Source organism: Pseudomonas serboccidentalis (genome assembly GCF_028830055.1).
Lineage (GTDB): Bacteria > Pseudomonadota > Gammaproteobacteria > Pseudomonadales > Pseudomonadaceae > Aquipseudomonas > Aquipseudomonas serboccidentalis.
In genome coordinates this window covers 70,815-87,101 of sequence record NZ_CP101655.1, presented here as the reverse complement: position 1 = coordinate 87,101, position 16,287 = coordinate 70,815, and the positions used below count along the sequence as shown (strand labels likewise).

The following is a 16,287-nucleotide window of genomic DNA, read 5'->3' as shown; positions in this document are numbered from 1 at the left end:
GGCGAGCAGATTGTCATCCAAACGTAGTTCCGTCAGGTAAAGCATTTCGTAGACAGCACGCGTTGCGTCGCACAGGATCAAGAGTTCGATGCTGCTCCGATGATCGAACGCTACGCCTGCCCCGCTGTGGCTGAAGACCGAAATGCAGGGGTAGGTCGGTGCAGTTACTCGTTTAACCATTCAATGTGCCACAGACCTTTCTTGCTACCATCTCTGATCGTAAATTTCAGAGGGAGACTGGTGTATGGCCGTTAGCGATAAAACGATAATCATCGAACGGATTTTCGATACGCTTTATGACGAGAACACCCAAACTTTTTCGCGCACTTTGGTGAGCAACGTGGACGTCCAAGAGGCGAAGCGCTATTGCGCAGAGCACCACGGAACCAAGCTGAAGCCGGACGGCAACGCGTATAATTTCATGAAGGACATCGTCAGAGGCAAAAGCGCATCGAAAATTTGGCCACAACGCTTGAAGGATCTAAAGATCAGTGGGGCCCAAAGGACTGGTGATGGAGCAATTTTTGAATTCGTTCACGGGGTGGATGGAGCATTGGACAGTCTCGACGAAGACTTTCTTCCATCTGACGCAACACCTAGTTTCCCTGTTCAAAGCCTCAGCTTACCCCTTGCGTCGAAGGCGCTAGGGCGTACAGATGAGTCGTGGTTACTACAGGTAGCGGTGAACCTTAGAATTATAGAAAGTCACTTTGCTAATGCTACAAATAGCCAGATTGATGCATTGGAGCTAACCCATCTTCAAATGGACATCAAGCTGAGAAAAGTTCAGATAGATGCTTTGTTTCGAGCGCTCCACGCGGCACCTGATGGTAGCCAATCAGATGTGCTCATTACAGTTGAAGCTAAACAAGGTAATCAGCGCATTTTAACCGAACAAATTGGCCGTCAAGTGATAGCAGCTTTCGAGTCGACTGATACTGAACTCGTAATCCCAGTCGCAATTGCAGCGATCAAGAATAAAGGGATTTACGTGGTCGAGTTCGCAGCAGTGACCCGGGATACGTTAGGTCAGTTTAGCATCCCGACATTCCATCGAGACGCTATGTTCGTACTTCAGCCGAAGGTAAAGGGCATTTAACTAAGCGGGCTGAATGGCTGACTGCCTAGGTTTCGGTGTCCCCTTGCGATCTCGCTGCTTGATCGGAACATTGATTTCGAAATGGCGAGAGGCTTGCCCCATGTCCATCGAAAGTAGTCTCTCATCCCCCATCAAAATGGCGCCGGTTGGACTGGAGGGTTCCCAGCCAATGGCGTCAATGATGCTTGCCGCTACTGCTCGCGCCAATGGAGGGGGAACAGCGTTCCCGACTTGTCTTGCGCCGTGCCATTTCGTTACGTGCGTGCGAAACCAGTCAGGAAAACCATGTAAACGAAGCATTTCACGCACAGTTATGCAGCGCGGATACTTGTAGTGGATGGGTCTGGGACTGGTGAATGCACCACGCGCAGAGTCGGTGCCCGCACGAAGCGTATTAGATACCCCATTAGCGTGCAGCTTGAAGAATCGAGAGGTTGGTTCTACCTGGCCCATCTCGGTAGATGCAAATCGAGCACGAGATATTTCAGAGTGGTTCGTGCGGAGGCTGCTTGTGAGTAACTCTTTGCTCCATTTTCTTTTGTAGCCGTAGTAGGTCGACTCGGCAACCATGTCGCGAAGAATTTTGGCATAGGCGCTCGGACGTCCCCACTTGACGGCTGTTGAATCATTTTCAATTAAGGCGTCGTAGTCTTCTGCATCAGGAATATCTCCAAGAGCATCTTGGCAAGACGGTCCCTCAGGCAACTGCGCATCGAGTAGCAGAGATGATCTAGGTGACCTAGTTGTCGGCTCTGGGTACTCAGGAAGCTTTAATCCACGCTTCGCCCCAATCAAAATCAAACGCTCTCGTTCCTGCGGTACGCCATAGTTTGCTGCATTGAGTACTCTCCAAGGCAGAACGTCATAGCCGTTGCTCTCAAACTCTTCGATGAGCTCCGCAAGAAACTGTTTGTGTCGGCCAACTGTAATGCCTTTAACATTCTCAAAAACAAAGTATGAGGATTCCAAACCTACGACAATACGAACAAAGTCTTTGACCAGCGAGTTACGCGGATCATCAAGGGCGCGCTGCCCCATTAAGCTAAAGCCTTGGCATGGAGCGCCACCAAAGACGATATCTACATTTCGGCGGCCAATGTTAGCTGCGTCACGAATATCCTCAGCAGCTAACGAGGATACCGATTGAGGAATCACCACACAGTTGGGGAAATTGTAAGAGTGCACGGCTGCATGGATTGGGTCGATCTCAACGGCAGCCACCACGTCGAAGCCCGCCTGCTCGAAGCCCAGGGACATTCCGCCTGCCCCTGCAAAAAGATCTATTCCAATTGGTCGTGTCATCTGCATTCCTCCCACGGCGAGAAAAATCATCGCCTTCATACGAGGCGTGGAATTTACGCGATTCTGGGTCAGATGTCGATCGGTTTTTTGCCGGGGCCAAGGAACGCCGACAAGTGACATCGCAAATGGTGAAGGTCTTTAAGCTCACATTGCCACACAGTCAGAACATCCCACCCCCGCAGCCGAAGGGCGCTCTCAATCTCGCGGTCACGTTGGCGATTGCGCTCAATTTTTGGTCCCCAGTAATCCAGCCTGCTTTTGGGTAGGCGCCCCTTGGGGCAACCATGTCCGTGCCAAAAGCAGCCGTTAACGAAGATCACCTTACGTTTCGTTACAAAAACTATATCTGGTTTTCCAGGCAAGTCTTTCCGGTGCAACCTGTACCTATAGCCCAAGGCATAGAGGTTTTGACGTACGACCATCTCCGGCCGGGTATGAACCGTTCCGACAGATTGCATGATTTTGCGACGCTGCTCTACAGATCGGGGATCAACCACCGAGCCCTCCATATCCCAGCAGGGATGTTGCCGTACAGCGAAAACCCAAAATAAGCTTACGCCAACCGGAAAACATCACAAGTTGCGGAGCTCCAGCGAGCTCCAAATCCCAACTCACGCCAGAAAAAGTCGTAAACAGAGTGAAAGCTCCGAACGGGTAAATACTGGCCAACCGCAGTATCAAGATATTGAAGCACTGACCTCAATGGCAGCTTTTCGCACCGATTAGCTGCCTGCTAGGAGAGGTGGCTATCAACCCCTGACGACTGATTAACAACGACAGGCAAGAAAAGACGGGCATTGCATTTACAATTTGAGGAAGGCGAGGATCACCAACCCGTGAACTCCAGAATGTTCTCCAACGGAACAACGCGTACGTTGTCTGAACGGAACGCCCTGCTCCAAAAAAACCTACGCGCAGCATCATGCCCTGCGCCCTCCCACTCAATAACTCGGATGGGAGTACTCTGTGCATACGCTGCTAAGACATCATTCAAATGAGTGTCTGCGCCGGAGTAACCAAAAACAACAATTTCTTCGGCCTCGTGACAGCAGTTGTGAAGGTAGCTCCAATATGTTCGTAGAATATACGACCCATCAATAACAGAACGCTTATGCTTAACATGTGTTAGCACAATATGATTGTCCAGCACGTCAGTAAGGATGCTTAAATTATCTCTAGTTAGCTTACATGTCGCCCCATTTTGATCCGTATAAAATAGCGGTGAGCCATGCAAGTGCAGATAATACCCAAAGTTTCGGCCCTGGCGCCTTACTAGATTATCTGCGGCAAAACCACTGCCCCAAAAACCATCTATGAGATTTCCATCATAGCCAGCACACAGACCATTATCTACCAATTGCCCGTAGATCAAGCGATCATAGTTAAGTGTCGCCACATGAGAGTTCGTCTCTCTCAAAAAAGCAAAAAGTGGCTCTAGAAATTGCTCTGGCAACGGATCATCGTAAATATGAAGCCGGGTTGCAACCTTGTGTATGTAACGAGAAACCTCCCTTGGGAATTGCTGACCTTGCGGTGTAAGCCATTGGGCCTGAGCATCTTGTAATGAATTTATCATTTTGCAAGAAGATACCACCATGTGAAGCTTATCTAGTTCGTCTTCACCCTCTGGAGGCTCGCCATTACTACCGATACATCTGCTGATCATTTGTTTATGATCCTCAGGTAAGTACCTAGGCTCATCCCAAATATTTTCCAAAGCCATACTAAGGCTAAAATGGTCCGGGTTATGCGCCATCCCGATCCCATTACCAAAAATCAACACCTTCCTTGCCATTTGCAATCTCATCCCTTGTTGTACTATTTCGCCGAAGATAGCAATGCGCCACCCTGATGTCTATGAGATGTGATCGTGCAGTTAATGCTCTTCAGATGCCAAACGGGAATGCGCTCTCGCCCCGTTGGCATGATGGAGTTTTTGGCAGGGTCACCAGCCCAAAAAACCTGGATTAAGCAGGTGCCGAAAACGGCCAACTAGAGCATGGCCTTCATCCTGGAAACGAAGTCCTCCTGCATTGGATGGCTTGGACGACTTTACGGGATGCAAACCTATAAGGCTGCGTATCACCCCTAACGGTGCAGTCTCGCAAAAGCTCTCTAACTCAGATCACTCCGAATTCGGCAGCGGTGGCCGATGCGATCAAACCACTACAAAGCAACCAGAGACGGTTTATGCTGGAGCCAGACTTTAAAAAAGAGGGTCGCCACTCCCCACGCTAAGCCTGTGGCCTCCAATGAGCCAAGCTGAGTGAAGTGAAGATGGCGTTACTGATTGGCTACGCGTTGCGCGGATGAAATATGACCGTCTATGGAACAGAGAGCGGTATCGCAATCACGACCGCTAGGGTGCACAGCTTCCGTTCATTGGCAAATGTTGAGGTCGACTTGACCGATCTTACGGTGATCATTGGCGCCAACAATGCCGGCAAGACTAGCTTCTTGGATGCATTGTTTGCCGCGGTAGGTTCGGGCCGAAAGTCACTGGGATCGGACGACGTGCGTCTGGCGCCGGGAGAGGCCACAGCTCCAAAAGCACGCCAGATCACTATCGACCTGATGCTGCGGCCAGTCGGAGACGACGGTAAGGTAACAGACAGGTATCCAGAGGGTAGCTTCTGGACCAGCGTCTGGGGAACGCCGGGCATTGCAAACGACGACGACTTTAACGAGTTCACACCTATTCGCACCACCCTCAAGTGGAGTGACATGAAGGGCGAATATGTTGTTGAACGTAAATTTCTGAAAGAGTGGAAACCATTTGCCGACTGGACGACAGCCGCGACCCATGAACGCGCATTGAGCGCCGCTCAAATGGAACCACTAGCGCTCCATTACGTCGACGCCAAGCGAGACCTTGATGACGACCTGAGAAGGCCTGGGTCGTTTTGGCGAAAGATGACCGAAGACTTAGGGTTAAGCGATGCCGACATTGCTGCTATGGAGGGGACGCTGTCAGCCATCAACCAGGAGATTGTTGATAAGAGTGATGTCCTCAAACACCTGAAAGAAAACCTTTCCGGCCTACAGACCCTTGTGTCAGCTGATAGCGGTGGGGTCGACATCGCTCCTGTAGCAAGGAAACTGCGTGATCTATCCAAAGGTGTTGATGTCTCGTTCAGTACTACCGGCTCGCAGTCATTTCCGCTTGCACGCCACGGAATGGGTACGCGGAGTCTTGCGTCTCTTCTGGTGTTTAGAGCCTATACGTCCTGGCGGCATAACCAAGCGACTAAAGGTGGGGACAACGTTCATTCGATGTTGGCATTGGAAGAACCGGAGTCGCACCTGCATCCTCAGGCGCAGCGCTCATTGTTTGCGCACATTAAGGCAATCCCTGGCCAGCGTATCGTTAGCACGCATTCACCGTACTTCGCAGGCCAGGCACAGTTAGAGGATTTAAGGCTTTTCATCAAGCGAGGGGGCGACACTGTTGTCACCCGACTAGATCTCTCGTCTCTTACAGAACCTAACGACATCCGCAAGCTCCAGGAGACCGTGATAGATACACGGGGCGACCTTTTGTTTTCTCGGGGAGTGGTTCTTTTCGAGGGACAGACAGAGGAACAAGCGCTACCGATCTGGGCCCAAAAATACTGGGGAGCTAGTATTCATGAGTTGGGGTTCTGTTTTGTTCGAACGAACGGCACGGACTATTTCCCCTTCTTATGGCTTGCAAAGGCATTGCAAATCCCTTGGTACATCTTTGCCGATGGCGAAGCAGTCCCTGTTAAACAACTGGATGCTGCCTTGAACAAAGCGGGAGAGCCAAACTCTGCTAATTGCCAAAACGTGGTGGTATACCCACCCGGCATGAATTTCGAGTCCCAACTCATTTCCGAAGGTTATATGGCGGAAATCGAGCAAGCTCTGAACACGATGGGTGGGACTAAAACCTATCTAGATGATTACATCGCGGAGCTGGATGGCTTGAAGGGTAAGAAAGGCGTCATAAGGGATTACAAGTCTGCTGGGGGCCGAGAGCGAGCGGCTTTCGACGCCATGTCCGGCGCAAAGACAAGCGTTTCAAAACATCTGGGCCATGTGATCACGTCAGTTACTGATCCGGCGCGAAGGTTCCCAACAAAAATTAAGGCCTTATTCGAAATAATCGGTGCAGCGCATGGCCTGACTAAGGACAACGACTAAATGACCAATACATCCTACGAAAGGCTCTCCCCTGAGCAACTGGAAGTGGTGTGCCATGTAGAGGGGCCTTTACTCGTTGAGGCTGGACCCGGCTCAGGCAAAACGCGCGTGCTCACAGATCGAATCCGCCATCTCCTAACTAGCGTTCAAGGACACTTCCGAGTCTTAGCTTTGACGTTCACAAACAAAGCCGCAGATGAGATGAAGGACCGACTATTGGATTTGGGGGAAGAACGTGATCGGGCATTCATCGGCACGCTGCACAGTTTCTGCCTGGATTTGCTGAGTGAGCGCGGAAAACTCCTAGGCATGGAGGGCTCGCCCAACATTTTCGAGCAGCTCAAGGACCGAAAAGAGGTGCTGCTCAAAGCTATCGATGAAGACCTGCTGCTATCGGACGAAATCAACCAAATCGAAGACTCTAAAGAGCGCAATAAACGGGTGGACTCTTGGCTTACGGGAATCTCGAACATCAAATCTCATCCGATCTCGTGCGCCGTAGTAGACGATGAGCTGAGCAGGCGAGTGCTAGACGCTTATGAGGCTGGCATGAGGGCATGCAATGCATACGACTTTGACGACCTTTTATTGCTCGCTTACAGATTGCTTGTGGAGAACCCCAAGCTTGCAGACCTCTACCGCAGACTATACAAATTCATTTGCATTGACGAAGCGCAGGACATGAATGAGGCACAATATGCGGTTATTTGCGCGCTCTGCTCAGACGGCTATAAAAACGTAATGATGGTGGGTGATCCACGTCAATCCATTTACGGTTTCAATACCTCCAGCCCCGAATATATGGAGCGTTTTGGTCGGGAATTCGCTGCTAAAAGAGTCGAGCTAACTGCAAATTATCGATCCTCCAGAGCAGTAGTGAAGCTTGCTCAATCGCTTGACCCAAACTACATGGTCGCGATGCAGTTACCCATCGAAGGTAAATCGACGATCTTGGTAGGTGACAATGAGCAGGACGAGGCCGATAAAATCACGAATGAACTTCAGCGATTATTCACTGAAGGGCACCCCGATGTGGAGGGAGGAATTGAACCATCGAAATGCGCGATTCTTGGTCGCACGAGGTTCGCTCTCCTTGCTGTCGAGCAAGCGCTCAAGCAGAAGAACATTGCGTACTACAAACGACTCTCTGCAAATCATGAGAACGCCTCCGAGACGGTGGACGATTTCCAGCTGGCTCTTCGAGTCTTGGTAAATTCCAAGGACCGTCTGCATCTATCCGCGCTAGCAAAAAAGTGGAAAGTGCCTGAGCCCGATTTCTTATTGGAATACCCAGAAATACTGCGCGGTATGGCAAGCATGGCTAGCGATAAGCGGGCATTGGTTGTTCATGAGGCCATTGAGAGTGTCGCCACAAATCAATCGAGGCTTGACTTGATGCCTGCACTCAAGATGCTGGAGATGCACGCAGACACGCTTCCAGAACCTGATCGCTTAGCCATCTACGAAGATGTGGCTGTGTTTCGTCAAGAGTGGGATCAATACCTTAGGGCAAGTGGCGGGTCTAAGTCCCTCAGCAGTTTTATGAGCAGTAAAGCTCTAGGAAATACCCAGAAGGCTGTCCGAGAGGGAGTGGCTTTGCTGACAGTCCATTCATCTAAAGGGCTTGAGTTCGATGTTGTTTTCATCGCTGGAATGGCCGAAGGTACTTTTCCCGACTATCGCGCGGCAAACCAAAAGGAGCTGGGTGAAGAGAGTAGGAATGCTTTCGTAGCCGTGACTAGGTCAAAGCGATTGCTTTATCTTACCTATCCGGCAACTCGTGTAATGCCCTGGGGCGGGGTTCGCCGTCAGATGCAATCCAGATTTATATCAGTCCCGTAAAGTCGGGCCGCAGATGGCGGTAATGGTTGGAGCGAGGCGATGAGCTCAGTGGTTACCTTTCGAGAGCTGGGGCGTGTTCCTAATTGAGGGCGACGCTCCAGCGATATGGGGGGACAATTGGGGGGACAAAATCTAGAAATCCAAAAAAACCCAGTAAAACAAGGCAGAAAACGAAAAATAACGCCGCCCACAAGCCGAGCTAACCTAAAACCGATTAGCTAGAACAGGAGGGGTTATTGGCAGATCTCAACGTTAGAAAGGTATTTGATCGAGTCCTCCAGATCAGAGTGAACATCATCGGCTCGGTCGAGCTCGCCTCAGAGCATCACAAAGAGACACGGTATTCCAAAAAGTATTCCAAGAAAAAATATAATCATAAAAATCGTTGCAAATCAGTTCGTTACAGATTCAATTCAGATTACCCCGGCCCACCAACTCTCGACGACAAAGCCCGCCTTGTGCGGGCTTTGTCGCATCTGCCCCCCCTCAATGCCCATGCCGATGATGCACATCCGGAAAATGCGCATGACTGTGCCGAATCGGCGTATGCACATGTGGATGACTGTGCGGCTCCACCCCATCCCACTCAAACTCATGCGTGTGCTGGTGATGCTCGTCGTGTGTATGCCGATGATCGTGCTCGAGCGGTTCGTGCTGATGCTCATGAGCATGGTTTTCCATCAGATGAATCCATACGCCCACGGCCATTAACGCCGCTGCGAGCAGGAACATCAGCGATATCGATTCGCCCAGCAGCAGAATCGAGATGCCTGCGCCCAGGAACGGTGCGGTGGAAAAGTAGGCGCCGGTGCGTGCGCTGCCGAGTCCGCGCAGGGCGAGGACGAACATCACCAGGCTGACACCGTAGCCGAGAAATCCGACCAGCAGGATCGGCACCAGCGTGGGGGCGGCAGGTAGTTGTGTGCCGATGAACAAGGCCAGGCCGCAGTTGACCAGCCCTGCCACCAGGCCTTTGCTGCCGGCGATGAACAGGGCATCCGAGGCAGAGACCTTGCGCGTCAGGTTGTTGTCGATGGCCCAGCAAAAGCAGGCGAAGGCGACGGCCAGCGGCCCGGTCCAGTCCTGCGCCGACACCGCCTCTTGCGGCCACGACAGCACGACACCACCCGCCACGATGGCGAGCATGCCGATTACGATTCGCCGGTCAGCATTTTCCTTGAACACCATCCACGCCAGGAGCGCCGTGAGCACCGATTCCAGATTGAGCATCAGTGACGCGCTCGCGCCGGACGTTCTGCTCAAACCGAACATCAGCGCCACCGGTGCCAGCACCCCGCCGAAGCCGATGGCGCCGATCAGCCAAGGCCATTCACCAGTCCTGAGCCCGGACGGCTGCCAGCCTCGGTCGCGGGCAAAACGCAGGACGGTCAGGCCCAGACCGCTGCCCAGATAGAGCAATCCGGCGAGCAGAATCGGCGAAATCTGTACCCCCAACAGTTTGGCCAGTGGCGTACTGGCGCCAAACAGCGCGGCCGCAGCCAAAGCGTAGAGAACGCTGATATTCATGATGGGAACACTCGCTCGGGCCGATGGAATACCGGCACCTATCATGGCAAAAATCAGGTGAGAATTATGTGAACAGCTGATTCGTGTCAGGGAACATCACCTCAAGCACATGCTCAAATCCAGCAACATTTAATCCGCGCAATCTCTGGGCGCTCGCCCGATGCGGCCTCTATGCTGGGAACATCGAGATGCAATGGAGTTGAAGATGAAGACCTGGATCGCTGCCGCGCTGGCCGCACTGATTACCCTGCCCGTCCATGCGGCCGATGCAGGCGCCGTGCGCGTAGAACCGATTGCTTTCACAACCAGTGCCGACAGCGTCCAGCGCAAACAGTCGATCAAGGGTGACCAGACCGCCGAATACAAACTCAACGCCAAGGCTGGCCAGATGCTCACCGTCGACTTCAAGCCCTCCAACACCTCCGCCTACTTCAACATTACTGCCAAGGGTGCGGATTACGCGCTGTTCAACGGCTCGATCATGGGCAATCACTTCCTCGGCACATTGCCCAGCGATGGCGAATACACGGTTCAGGTCTACCTCATGCGCAACGCCGCACGACGCAATGAAGTGGCCAACTACGACTTGTCTCTGAGACTGGTCAACGGTGATACCACCCTCCAGAAGCCATTCGACCAGACACTGGAATTGCAGGGTATCGCCTTTCACGTAAGCACCGAACAGGTCGGTGACAAACCGACGCTGCGCATCGCTCCCAAGGGGCTGGAGATCGACAACACGGTCATCATCCAGGCGCTCAGCGGTGATGTGGTGCGCGCCGAAGTCGCTGATCTCAATAACGACGGCTCCCCCGAACTCTACGTTTTCACCCGCTCGCCCGGGCGCGGCATGCCGGGCGAGTTGATTGCCTACTCAGCCAACAACAAGAAATCCCTGAGCGAAATCTACTTGCCCCCAGTCAGCGACAACCCGAAAACCGCCGAGGGTTATCAGGGCGAGGACTCGTTTGCGGTGGTGGAGAACACGCTGGTGCAACGCTTCCCGGTCTATGACAGTGCCGACGCTGGCGCGGGGCGTACGGGGAAGATGCGGCAAGTTCAGTACAAGTTGGTAGCGGGTGAAGCGGGATGGATTTTGCGCGAAGACAAGGTCACGGAGTTCTGAAATGACCTGGCGCGTTGCGGCCGGCGGATAAACCCCTGAACCGCTTCTACACTGACACCGCCTCCACCGCCACGACGAGCCCCCATGACCACCCTCCAAGACCTCATGAAGCAAGGCAAGGACGCCCGCAAGAAATGCTCGCGCAGTTCGCAGGCCACCACCGGAAAGATGAACCGCGATCCGATTCCGCTGATCAAGGCGTCGAGTCGCGGTCGTGTCGCCTCGTTGGTCGAGTTGCGTTACGGGCGGATGCTGGTGTCGCCCTTCACGTTCTTTCGCGGCAACGCATTGCTGCAGGCTCATGATTTGTCGGGGACGGCGAACATGGGGCTGGTCGGGCCGATCTGTGGTGATGCACATTTGATGAACTTCGGCGGGTTTGCCACGCCGGAGCGCAACCTGCTGTTCAGCGTCAATGACTTCGACGAGGCGCACCCCGGCCCCTGGGAATGGGATGTGAAGCGTCTGGCGGCAAGTTTTGTGGTGGCGGCGCGGGATTTGCGCCATGGCGAGTCGGTTGAGGAAGACGTGTGTCGGCAGATGGTCGGCGCCTATCAGGCAACGATGCTGGAGTGCGCCGAACAGAGTGCGCTGGAAACCTGGTACGAATCGATCAAGTACGAAGACTTGCTCGATCAGGCGCGCAAGAGCGCGCTGGAGCATGTGCAGCGTGCCGTCGATAAAGCCGAGCGGCGCACCCACGCCGAGTTGCTGCCGAAAATCAGCGAACGCGACGCCCACGGGCGGTTGATCATTCGCGATGACTTGCCGGAAATTTTCCACCTGCACAACCACACCACGCTGCTCGACGCCGATGATGACTGGTTACGGCTGGCAGACTGGCGACCGTTGTTCGACACGTTCATGCGTGATTATCGAACCACACTGCAGGCTGACCGGCGGGAATTGCTCTCGCGGTTTCAAGTGCAGGATCTGGCGTTCAAAGTGGTCGGCGTGGGCAGTGTCGGCACCCGTTGCCTGGTGGCGCTGCTGACCGACGCTCAGGAGTCGCCGCTGTTCCTGCAATTCAAGGAAGCGCGGCGCTCGGTGCTGGCCGATTACGTGAAAGCCAAATCCCGGACGCGCCATGAAGGTCAGCGCGTGGTCGAGGGCCAGCGCCTGATGCAATCGGCCAGCGATCTGTTCCTGGGGTGGGCCACCGGTCCCAACGGTCGCTATTTCTATGTTCGGCAATTGCGCGACATGAAGATCTCCGCCGAACTGGAAAACTTCGACGCCGAAACCTTCGCCGCCTATGCCCGGGTCTGCGGTCGTGCACTGGCCCGCGCCCACGCCAAAGCCTCGGGCAACGCGGCGCAGATCAGCGGCTACATCGGCAAGGGCGATGCCTTGGCTGACGCCCTGTTCAAATACGCACGCAGTTATACCGCGCAGAACGAGCGCGACTTCGAACGCTTTCAGGACGCCTGCCGCAAGGGCCGGCTGACGGCACGTTCGGAAGCCGATTTCGCCGCGGATCATCTGCCCTGAGGCGTTGCAGAGCGGTCACCGCCGAGATGAATTTTTCTTCACTGCCCCCGTTCGATCAACACGGTACAGTCCGCTCGCTCATTCAAGAAACTACGGTTCGCCCGCGCTCTCCCGCGGGCTTTTTTTTGCCTGGCGTTTGCCGCCGAAGCGATACACCCAGGTGTCCTGCACGCCATGCTGTGGCGACTGCCGCGCCTGTGAGTGAATCCTGATCAGCGTAAACCCCGCCGCTTCAGCCAGACGCTGACTGCGGGTGTTGGCCGACGATGTGGTCAGGTAAAAGGTGAACTCAGGCCAGCGCTTGAGCAACTGCTGCAGCACTTCGCGCAGGTAACCCTTGCCGGCAAATGCGCTGTTGGCCCAATAACCGACGACATAGCGCTTGCGCCGCCGCGGCACCAGGCCGATGCAGCCAACGACGGTTGGTCCGTCTTCAGTCACGATGAACAACCGCCGCTCGCCGGTCTCGCTGGCGAAATCATCCTGCGCGCGCAACATGGAGGCCAGCGCCCGCTCCTCACTGGTCTGTTCGAGCGCCCATTCCAGAAAGGGCGCATGCTCGCGGTAACTGGCGTTCAGCGCCTCGCGCACCGGCATGACCAGCGCTGGGTCCGGCGAGCGAACACGCAGCGCCAGCCCGTTCACCGTCAATGCAAATTCCATTGCTTGCTCCTCCAATTGCAGAAATGCCGCACTCGATACAACCCTGTGCACTCAACCAAAGAAATTTACAGGGCGCCAGCGCGGTTTGTTTTTTTTCATCCCGTGGGCAATCCTGTCCTTCGACCCTGCCAACCGGAGCGCCCGATGTCACTGCTGAGCCTGCCCTGCCAACGTCTGACGCTCGCCATCCTGGCCCCGGACCAGGCCGAACTGGAAAGTGATTTCTACCAACGCAACCAACGTCACCTCGCGCCCTGGTCGCCGATCCGCACTACCGAATACTTTTCCACAGAGCAGATTCGCCGACGCCTTGAAATCCAGGCCAGTGCCTACGAGGCCGGGCTGGCGATGCATTTCGCCCTGTTGACGCCGGACGGACAGCAGATGATCGGCGCGTGCAATTTCAGCGGGATCATTCGCGGCGCGTTTCAGGCCTGTTATCTGGGTTATCACATCGACCACGCGCATCAGGGTCAAGGACTGATGCAGGAAGGTCTGGAGGCCGGCATCGGGTACATGTTCGACACGCAGAACCTGCACCGGATCATGGCCAATTACATGCCTGGCAACGAGCGCAGCGCGCGATTGCTGGAGCGCCTGGGTTTCGAGCGTGAAGGTTACGCCAAGGCCTATCTGAACATCGCCGGCCGCTGGCAGGATCATGTGCTGACGGCGCTGGTCAATCCGTTGTTCGAGACGCCGGAGAAGCGTTGGTCACGACAACTGGCGTGAGTTTCACAATTTGTTAAGCATTGGCGACGTATGCTCAAGGCTCCTGCCCTTTCCGGTTGCCTGAATTCCATGTCGCGTGCCGCCACTTCTTTGTTTTTACTTGCCGCCCTGCTGTTTTTTTTCGCCTTGGGTAACCACCAGTTGCAAGGCTCCACCGAGGCTCGCGTGGCCGGGATCGCCATGGAGATGCACCTGGACGATGACTGGGTGACGCCGCGCCTGTTCGGCGAGCCGTTTCTGGAAAAACCGCCGCTGAGCCTGTGGCTGGACGCCGGCGCCATGCGCGTGTTCGGCGTTTCGCCGTGGGCGGTGCGGCTGGCGTCCGCGGTGGCCGGATTGCTCAGCGTGATGCTGCTGTACGGCATGTTGCGCCGCTTCGGACGGCCGAAAGCGGTCGCCTGGACCGCGGGGATTCTGCTGGCGACCATGGCCAGTTACTGGAGCAACGTGCGCGGAGTCGGCGAAGATGCCTTGCTCGCCCTCGGCGTGAGCATGGCGTTGCTGGCGTTTTTTCAGGCGCAACGGGCTTCGACGCCAAGCAGTTCGCTGCTGTTTATCGCCGGCATCGCGATAGCAACGTTGAGCAAGGGCGTACTAGGGCTGGCGATGCCGGGGGTGGTGATTTTCGCCTACCTGCTGGCCGATAACCTGATCGACAAACGCCTGAAGATCGGCGCCTGGCTGCGTCCCGGCCTGCTCACGGCGGTGGGTCTGATTCCGCTGCTGATCTGGCTCGCCGTGCTCTATCAGCGCGGCGGTTCGCACGCCGTCGCGGAAGTGCTGCTGACCAACAGCGTCGGTCGCTTCAGCGGCTCATTCGTCGAGGCGGGGCACTACGAGCCGTTCTATTACTACCTGGCCAAACTGCCGGAAGCGTTCCTGCCGTGGAATATCCTCGTGTATCTGGGGCTGTGGCATTTGCGCAAGGAACTGAAGACCAACCGTTACCTGTTGTTTTTCAGCCTGTGGATCGTGGCGCAGTTCATCATGCTGACCCTGGCCTCCAGCAAGCGCACGGTGTACCTGATGTCGATGACCCCGGCCGCCGCCGTGATCGCTGCCGAGTACGCGCGGGTGTTGTTTGATCGCTTGCGGGCGCATGAAAACGCCAGCCGCTTTATCGGAAAAGTCGCCCGTCATCGTCAGGCGATTGCCGCTGGCCTGCTCACGGTGGTGATCGGCAGCTACCTGGGCGCCGCTCAGTGGGCCTTGCCCAACGCCGATAAAGAGTTGTCGTTCCTGCCGCTGACCGAGCACATTCAGACCCTGCAAGCCAACGGCCAGCAGGTCGCGCTGTTCCAGGCCAATGAGCGGGTCGGCGGCGCCAGCGTGTTCTACACCCAACGTGTGCTCAAAGGGCTGGATACCGACGCGCAACTGCACGACTTCCTCAGCGCGTCGCCCTCGAACGTCGCGGTGATCTCGGCAGACAGCGAACCCGTCGCGCCGCTCAAAGTGCTCAAGACCATGATGGTCGGGCGACAGGCGTACTACTTCGTCGGCTACTGACGCCCGTCGCGCCAGACAATAAAAAACCCGCCATCACTGGCGGGTTTTGTTTGTGCTGACGCTATGGAAATGTCAGTTCATCGGGTGGTCACTGAGTGCCAGTCGGAGGCTTCGATAAAGCCAAGTATGCGCGGGTCCGCCTTATTCGCGGCGGAGACGAACAGCGAGGAGCCGTAGCCAGGGTCCGAAACCGGTACATTCAAGTCCTTTTCCAGCTCCGCCATGCATTCGCTGTGGGTCACCAGGATCAGATTGCGTCCCTGGAGCTTGTGCGCCAGCGCTTCCTGCAATATGCGGTCCTTGCAACTGATCAGCCAGTCTTCGCCGGTGGCCGCACGGTTGAACATGTAACCGGCGGTCTGCACGGTGCGCAGCATCGGGCTGTTATAGATATCGGCGTGGTTCAGGCCCAGGTGCTCGAATTGCGCACCGACACTGACCGCAATACTGCGCGAACGGTCAGTAATGCCATCATCGCCGCTCAGGCATGGCGCCGGAGAGTGGTCGCAGCGCTCGACGTGACGCACCAGCACAATCATGTCGCCCTTGGCCCACCCGGCCGCCAGCGCCCGGGCACCGGACACATTGCCATGGGCCAGGTCCGGCACCGCCGCCGGGGCGAGCAGCCACAGGGTCAGCGGAATCACCAGCAACAAGGCGCCGAGCACGACCCAAATGGTGCGATATCGGGCCAACCCGCTCAGGGAGAACGAGCGTTTGACGCCGAACAGACTCAGTCTCAATTGCACATCGGGCCGCCTCGTCGGCATGCATCACAGTCAATACGATGCGGCGAGGGTAGAGAAGCGCGCGTAAGTGGTCGGTGAAACGT

At 55.4% G+C, this 16,287-nt stretch carries 13 protein-coding genes; 7 read left to right on the top strand and 6 right to left on the bottom strand.

Annotated features, from left to right (window positions below; translation table 11 throughout):
• Positions 1-244 precede the first annotated feature (244 nt).
• Positions 245-1,099, top strand: a complete 855-nt coding sequence (locus tag NN484_RS00300) for a hypothetical protein (RefSeq protein WP_274658405.1) — start codon at positions 245-247, stop codon at positions 1,097-1,099.
• On the opposite strand, the gene NN484_RS00295 is transcribed toward NN484_RS00300, so the two are convergent.
• The 3 genes from NN484_RS00295 to NN484_RS00285 all read right to left on the bottom strand — a co-directional run bounded on the left by NN484_RS00295 (position 1,100) and on the right by NN484_RS00285 (position 4,196).
• Positions 1,100-2,401 (bottom strand): DNA cytosine methyltransferase, encoded by a 1,302-nt coding sequence (locus NN484_RS00295; RefSeq protein WP_274658404.1) that lies wholly within the window; start codon positions 2,399-2,401, stop codon positions 1,100-1,102.
• A 68-nt stretch (positions 2,402-2,469) separates the two neighbouring features.
• A complete protein-coding gene (locus NN484_RS00290) occupies positions 2,470-2,910 on the bottom strand; it encodes a very short patch repair endonuclease (protein WP_274658403.1) in 441 nt (146 codons plus the stop codon).
• A 317-nt stretch (positions 2,911-3,227) separates the two neighbouring features.
• The gene (locus NN484_RS00285) at positions 3,228-4,196 is read right to left on the bottom strand and encodes a DUF4917 family protein (RefSeq protein ID WP_274658402.1); all 969 of its coding nucleotides are present in this window, start codon (positions 4,194-4,196) and stop codon (positions 3,228-3,230) included.
• A 521-nt stretch (positions 4,197-4,717) separates the two neighbouring features.
• Between NN484_RS00285 and NN484_RS00280 the strand changes: the two genes are divergently transcribed.
• Both NN484_RS00280 and NN484_RS00275 read left to right on the top strand, forming a co-directional pair.
• On the top strand, positions 4,718-6,565 hold the full coding sequence (locus NN484_RS00280; protein ID WP_274658401.1) for an ATP-dependent nuclease: 1,848 nt from the start codon (positions 4,718-4,720) through the stop codon (positions 6,563-6,565).
• A complete protein-coding gene (locus NN484_RS00275; protein WP_274658400.1) occupies positions 6,566-8,407 on the top strand; it encodes an ATP-dependent helicase in 1,842 nt (613 codons plus the stop codon).
• Between the two features lie 486 nt (positions 8,408-8,893).
• On the opposite strand, the gene NN484_RS00270 is transcribed toward NN484_RS00275, so the two are convergent.
• Entirely contained in the window at positions 8,894-9,934 is a 1,041-nt protein-coding gene (locus tag NN484_RS00270) for a DMT family transporter (protein ID WP_215501888.1), read from the bottom strand.
• 205 nt (positions 9,935-10,139) lie between these two features.
• Here NN484_RS00270 and NN484_RS00265 point away from each other — a divergent pair, with 205 nt between their 5' ends.
• A complete protein-coding gene (locus NN484_RS00265) occupies positions 10,140-11,060 on the top strand; it encodes a PliI family lysozyme inhibitor of I-type lysozyme (RefSeq protein ID WP_274658399.1) in 921 nt (306 codons plus the stop codon).
• 84 nt (positions 11,061-11,144) lie between these two features.
• The gene (locus NN484_RS00260; protein WP_274658398.1) at positions 11,145-12,551 is read left to right on the top strand and encodes a DUF2252 domain-containing protein; all 1,407 of its coding nucleotides are present in this window, start codon (positions 11,145-11,147) and stop codon (positions 12,549-12,551) included.
• A gap of 90 nt (positions 12,552-12,641) precedes the next feature.
• Here NN484_RS00260 and NN484_RS00255 read toward each other — a convergent pair whose 3' ends face one another.
• Complete coding sequence (locus tag NN484_RS00255; protein ID WP_274658397.1) at positions 12,642-13,214, bottom strand: GNAT family N-acetyltransferase; 573 nt, start codon at positions 13,212-13,214, stop codon at positions 12,642-12,644.
• A 144-nt stretch (positions 13,215-13,358) separates the two neighbouring features.
• On the opposite strand from NN484_RS00255, the gene rimJ reads away from it, so the two are divergent.
• Both rimJ and NN484_RS00245 read left to right on the top strand, forming a co-directional pair.
• Entirely contained in the window at positions 13,359-13,946 is a 588-nt protein-coding gene (gene rimJ / locus NN484_RS00250) for a ribosomal protein S5-alanine N-acetyltransferase (protein ID WP_215501892.1), read from the top strand.
• Between the two features lie 30 nt (positions 13,947-13,976).
• The gene (locus tag NN484_RS00245; RefSeq protein WP_127650098.1) at positions 13,977-15,455 is read left to right on the top strand and encodes an ArnT family glycosyltransferase; all 1,479 of its coding nucleotides are present in this window, start codon (positions 13,977-13,979) and stop codon (positions 15,453-15,455) included.
• Between the two features lie 77 nt (positions 15,456-15,532).
• On the opposite strand, the gene pmrG is transcribed toward NN484_RS00245, so the two are convergent.
• Positions 15,533-16,204, bottom strand: a complete 672-nt coding sequence (pmrG, locus tag NN484_RS00240; RefSeq protein ID WP_274658396.1) for a lipopolysaccharide core heptose(II)-phosphate phosphatase PmrG — start codon at positions 16,202-16,204, stop codon at positions 15,533-15,535.
• Positions 16,205-16,287: the final 83 nt, after the last annotated feature.

Excerpts from the sequence above, each read along its gene's own strand:
- NN484_RS00275 (WP_274658400.1), top strand. The coding sequence starts at position 6,566 with ATGACCAATACATCCTACGAAAGGCTCTCCCCTGAGCAACTGGAAGTG.
- NN484_RS00300 (WP_274658405.1), top strand. The coding sequence starts at position 245 with ATGGCCGTTAGCGATAAAACGATAATCATCGAACGGATTTTCGATACG.
- NN484_RS00255 (WP_274658397.1), bottom strand. The coding sequence starts at position 13,214 with ATGGAATTTGCATTGACGGTGAACGGGCTGGCGCTGCGTGTTCGCTCG.
- NN484_RS00285 (WP_274658402.1), bottom strand. The coding sequence starts at position 4,196 with ATGGCAAGGAAGGTGTTGATTTTTGGTAATGGGATCGGGATGGCGCAT.
- NN484_RS00260 (WP_274658398.1), top strand. The coding sequence starts at position 11,145 with ATGACCACCCTCCAAGACCTCATGAAGCAAGGCAAGGACGCCCGCAAG.
- NN484_RS00270 (WP_215501888.1), bottom strand. The coding sequence starts at position 9,934 with ATGAATATCAGCGTTCTCTACGCTTTGGCTGCGGCCGCGCTGTTTGGC.
- NN484_RS00280 (WP_274658401.1), top strand. The coding sequence starts at position 4,718 with ATGACCGTCTATGGAACAGAGAGCGGTATCGCAATCACGACCGCTAGG.
- NN484_RS00290 (WP_274658403.1), bottom strand. The coding sequence starts at position 2,910 with ATGGAGGGCTCGGTGGTTGATCCCCGATCTGTAGAGCAGCGTCGCAAA.
- NN484_RS00245 (WP_127650098.1), top strand. The coding sequence starts at position 13,977 with ATGCTCAAGGCTCCTGCCCTTTCCGGTTGCCTGAATTCCATGTCGCGT.
- rimJ (WP_215501892.1), top strand. The coding sequence starts at position 13,359 with ATGTCACTGCTGAGCCTGCCCTGCCAACGTCTGACGCTCGCCATCCTG.
- NN484_RS00295 (WP_274658404.1), bottom strand. The coding sequence starts at position 2,401 with ATGACACGACCAATTGGAATAGATCTTTTTGCAGGGGCAGGCGGAATG.
- NN484_RS00265 (WP_274658399.1), top strand. The coding sequence starts at position 10,140 with ATGAAGACCTGGATCGCTGCCGCGCTGGCCGCACTGATTACCCTGCCC.